The sequence below is a fragment of the Asticcacaulis sp. genome, assembly GCF_027484505.1.
Taxonomy (GTDB): domain Bacteria; phylum Pseudomonadota; class Alphaproteobacteria; order Caulobacterales; family Caulobacteraceae; genus Asticcacaulis.
In genome coordinates this window covers 1-3,094 of the sequence record NZ_JAIXSV010000031.1, presented here as the reverse complement: position 1 = coordinate 3,094, position 3,094 = coordinate 1, and the positions used below count along the sequence as shown (strand labels likewise).

The window sequence follows — 3,094 nt, the reverse complement described above, 5'->3', positions numbered from 1 at the left end:
CCGGCCTGACCCAGGGCTGCACCCCCATCGGTCCCGTCCGCACCATCACCAGGGCCGATGCCCAAGTGGTGATGGAGATCGATGGTGCGCCGGCGCTGGCGGCCCTGAAAACCGATATAGGGCCGGAACTGGCCGGTGATCTGCGCCGTATCGGCGGCCTGATCATGGCCGGCCTGCCTGTTCGGGGTGATGACCGGGGCGACCGGTTGGTTCGTGACCTGACCGCTATTGATCTGGAACGCGGCTGGATCGCCATTGGGGAAACGACCACCAATGGCCAGCCCATCCAATTCTGCCGCCGTGATGCCCAGGCCGCCGAGGCCGACCTTGTCCGCATGCTGAACGGGTTGCAGCGCCGGCTGCCCGCCGGATCACTCCCAAGGGCCGGCATCTATATCAGTTGCGTGGCGCGCGGCGCCCGTCTGTTCGGGCGGGAAGAGGTTGAGATCGACCTGATCCGCCGCCATCTGGGACACTTCCCGCTGACCGGCTTTTTTGCGGGTGGAGAGATTTCCAACGCCCAGCTCTATGGCTATACCGGCGTGCTGACACTGTTTCTGTGAAGAAATGGTTAGACCGCACGCCATAGATGGCTGAGCTGCCGTCTTATCCCAAAAGTTATTCGGCCGAATCCATTCCGGGCGCTTGAAGTCCTTTGAAGATAAGATAATTAGGGTTGGGTAATTCCTTGTTCGTGGAGTTTATAATGAAGCTGAAAGAAGATAAAATTCAGTACTGCCTTTGATGATTTCTTATCCATGATTTTTTGTGGGCATTTCGGAGAAAACCAATAAATTTCTGCGTTTTACGTCCGTATACGGAATTTTTGATCTTAATCCTCGTCGTACACAACCTAACCAAACCTGGCAGATCTCATCGACCTTGCCCTTGCCCGCACCCGCCGCATGGACGGTTGCGGAATGGAGACCACCATGCTCACAAGTCTGCGCAATCTCTCAATTTCTCGCAAATTGCTGATCGCATTTGCCGCCCTGGTCCTCACCTCTGCCACGGTGGGGTTCATCAACCGTGATCAATTGACCTTTATAAAACGGGGGAATGCCGAAACCGTTCATACCTATGAAGTTATGCGATCAGTGCGACTTCTGTTGGCCGCCAAGGTCGATCAGGAGACCGGCCTGCGCGGTTTCATGCTGACGGCGGACGAAAAGTTCCTGGAACCCTATGTCGACGGGCAGAAGGTGTTCGATGAGAACTACGCCAAGGCCATGAACCTGGTGTCCGACAACCCGCCGCAGCAGGCCCGCCTGCGCGACATCAAGGCGGCGTCTGATGACTGGACCAAGGCGTTTGCCGAGCCGATGATGGCCGGCATTCGCAATCCCGAAACCCGGGCGGCAACACAGGCGTTGGTGATTAAGGGTGGTGGCAGGGTACGCATGGAAGCCATTCGCGACAAAGTGCAGGAGGTGCAGGATATCGAGCGCGCCCTTCTGGACATACGCAGTCAAGGATTGTCCAAGGCATTCACCACGGCCAACACCGCCACGATTGCCGGCGCCATCACTTCGCTGGTCATTGCGGTTGCCGCCGGCCTGCTGCTGGCGGGTGTCATCGCCCGTCCCATCCGCGACATGACCGGCCAGATGGGCTTGCTGGCAAACGGGGATACAACGATCCGCGTTGACGGTCTGGACCGCAAGGACGAGGTGGGGGGCATGGCCCGCGCCCTGGAAGTGTTTCGCCAGAATGCCATCCGCGCCGATGCGCTGGCCGCCGAACAGGCGCGGGAACAGGAGGCAAAGCTGCGCCGCACCCAGACCATTGACGGTTTGATTGCCCGGTTCGACAGCGAAGTTACCGCCGTGCTGGGCAATGTCGCCGGCGCCACCAGTCAGTTGGATGCCACGGCCCAGGGCATGACGGCGATTGCCGAGGAGACCCGGGCCCAGGCCACGGCCACGGCCAGCGCTGCCGACCAGACAGCGGCCAATGTGCAGACCGTTGCCTCGGCGGCGGAGGAAATGGCCAGCTCCATCCAGGAAATCTCCCGTCAGGTGGTGCATTCCACCCAGGTGGCCGATGAGGCCGCCGATCAGGCCGCCCGCACCAACGAGACGGTCAAGACCCTGGCCGAAGCGGCACAGCGCATCGGCACCGTGGTGCAGTTGATCAGCGAGATTGCCAGCCAGACCAACCTGCTGGCCCTGAACGCCACGATCGAGGCGGCGCGGGCTGGAGAGGCCGGAAAGGGTTTCGCCGTGGTGGCGTCGGAGGTGAAAAGCCTGGCCAACCAGACCGCCAAGGCCACCGAAGAAATCGCCCAGCAGATCCAGTCGATGCAGTCGGTCACGGGCGAAGCGGTCGGTGCCATCGGTTCCATCACCGGTACCATCGGCCGGATCAACGAGGCCATGGCCACCATCTCCGCCGCGGTGGAACAGCAGAACGCCACCACCCTGGAAATCAGCCGCAACGTGCAACAGGCGGCCCTGGGCACCCGCGAGGTCTCTGCGAATATTGCCACGGTCACTCAGGCAGCGGGCGAAACCGGTGCCTCGGCCACCCAGGTGCTGGGCGCCGCCCGTGACCTTGGCGAACAGGCCGACGTGATGAAAAACCGCGTTGAGACCTTCCTGTCCGGCATCCGGGCGGCGTGAGGGTAAAGGGTAAAGGGGCGAGGGCATTGGCCCGTGAACGGTGGGGCCCGGCATCCTGATCTGGTTGCCGGGCCCGTTTTTGTGACAGGGACGCCCCATTGCTCACCGATGCGCCGATGACGGTCATGGGCTCGTTCCTGCTTTGTTGATGCACGGCGGTGCGAAGTCCCTATACTCCGCCACCATGAGTGAGATTGTCCCCTTCCCTCGGCCCGGTGCCGCCACGGCGACCGACGCACCGGCGTCGCCGCGCACGGCCCCGCCGCGCCTGCTGCTGCCCGATGCGCCGGCCATTGTGGTGGGGGCACGCGGGGTCACCTGGGTGACGCCCGACGGGGAGGTGGATCTGATCCCACATGACGAGGCGGCATACAGGCTGCGTCACCAGAATGTGATCCTGGCCCATGCCCGTGCCGTTGGGCGGCGGTTAAAGACGGAGCGGATGGCTGATCCGTTCGACCTTCTGGAACTGT

The 3,094-nt window shown here is 62.1% G+C and carries 3 protein-coding genes; all 3 read left to right on the top strand.

All coding sequences use genetic code 11. From position 1 onward, the window contains the following. Positions 1-563 (top strand): FIST C-terminal domain-containing protein (locus Q0072_RS01715; protein WP_298324837.1); only part of this gene is annotated, 563 nt, incomplete at its 5' end. A gap of 342 nt (positions 564-905) precedes the next feature. Continuing rightward, a complete protein-coding gene (locus Q0072_RS01710; protein WP_366941766.1) occupies positions 906-2,621 on the top strand; it encodes a CHASE3 domain-containing protein in 1,716 nt (571 codons plus the stop codon). A 184-nt stretch (positions 2,622-2,805) separates the two neighbouring features. After that, a partial coding sequence (locus tag Q0072_RS01705) for a hypothetical protein (RefSeq protein ID WP_298324835.1) occupies positions 2,806-3,094 on the top strand: 289 nt, incomplete at its 3' end.

What these genes read in the sequence shown, in the direction of transcription:
- Q0072_RS01710 (WP_366941766.1), top strand. Translation starts at nt 906, where the DNA reads ATGGACGGTTGCGGAATGGAGACCACCATGCTCACAAGTCTGCGCAAT.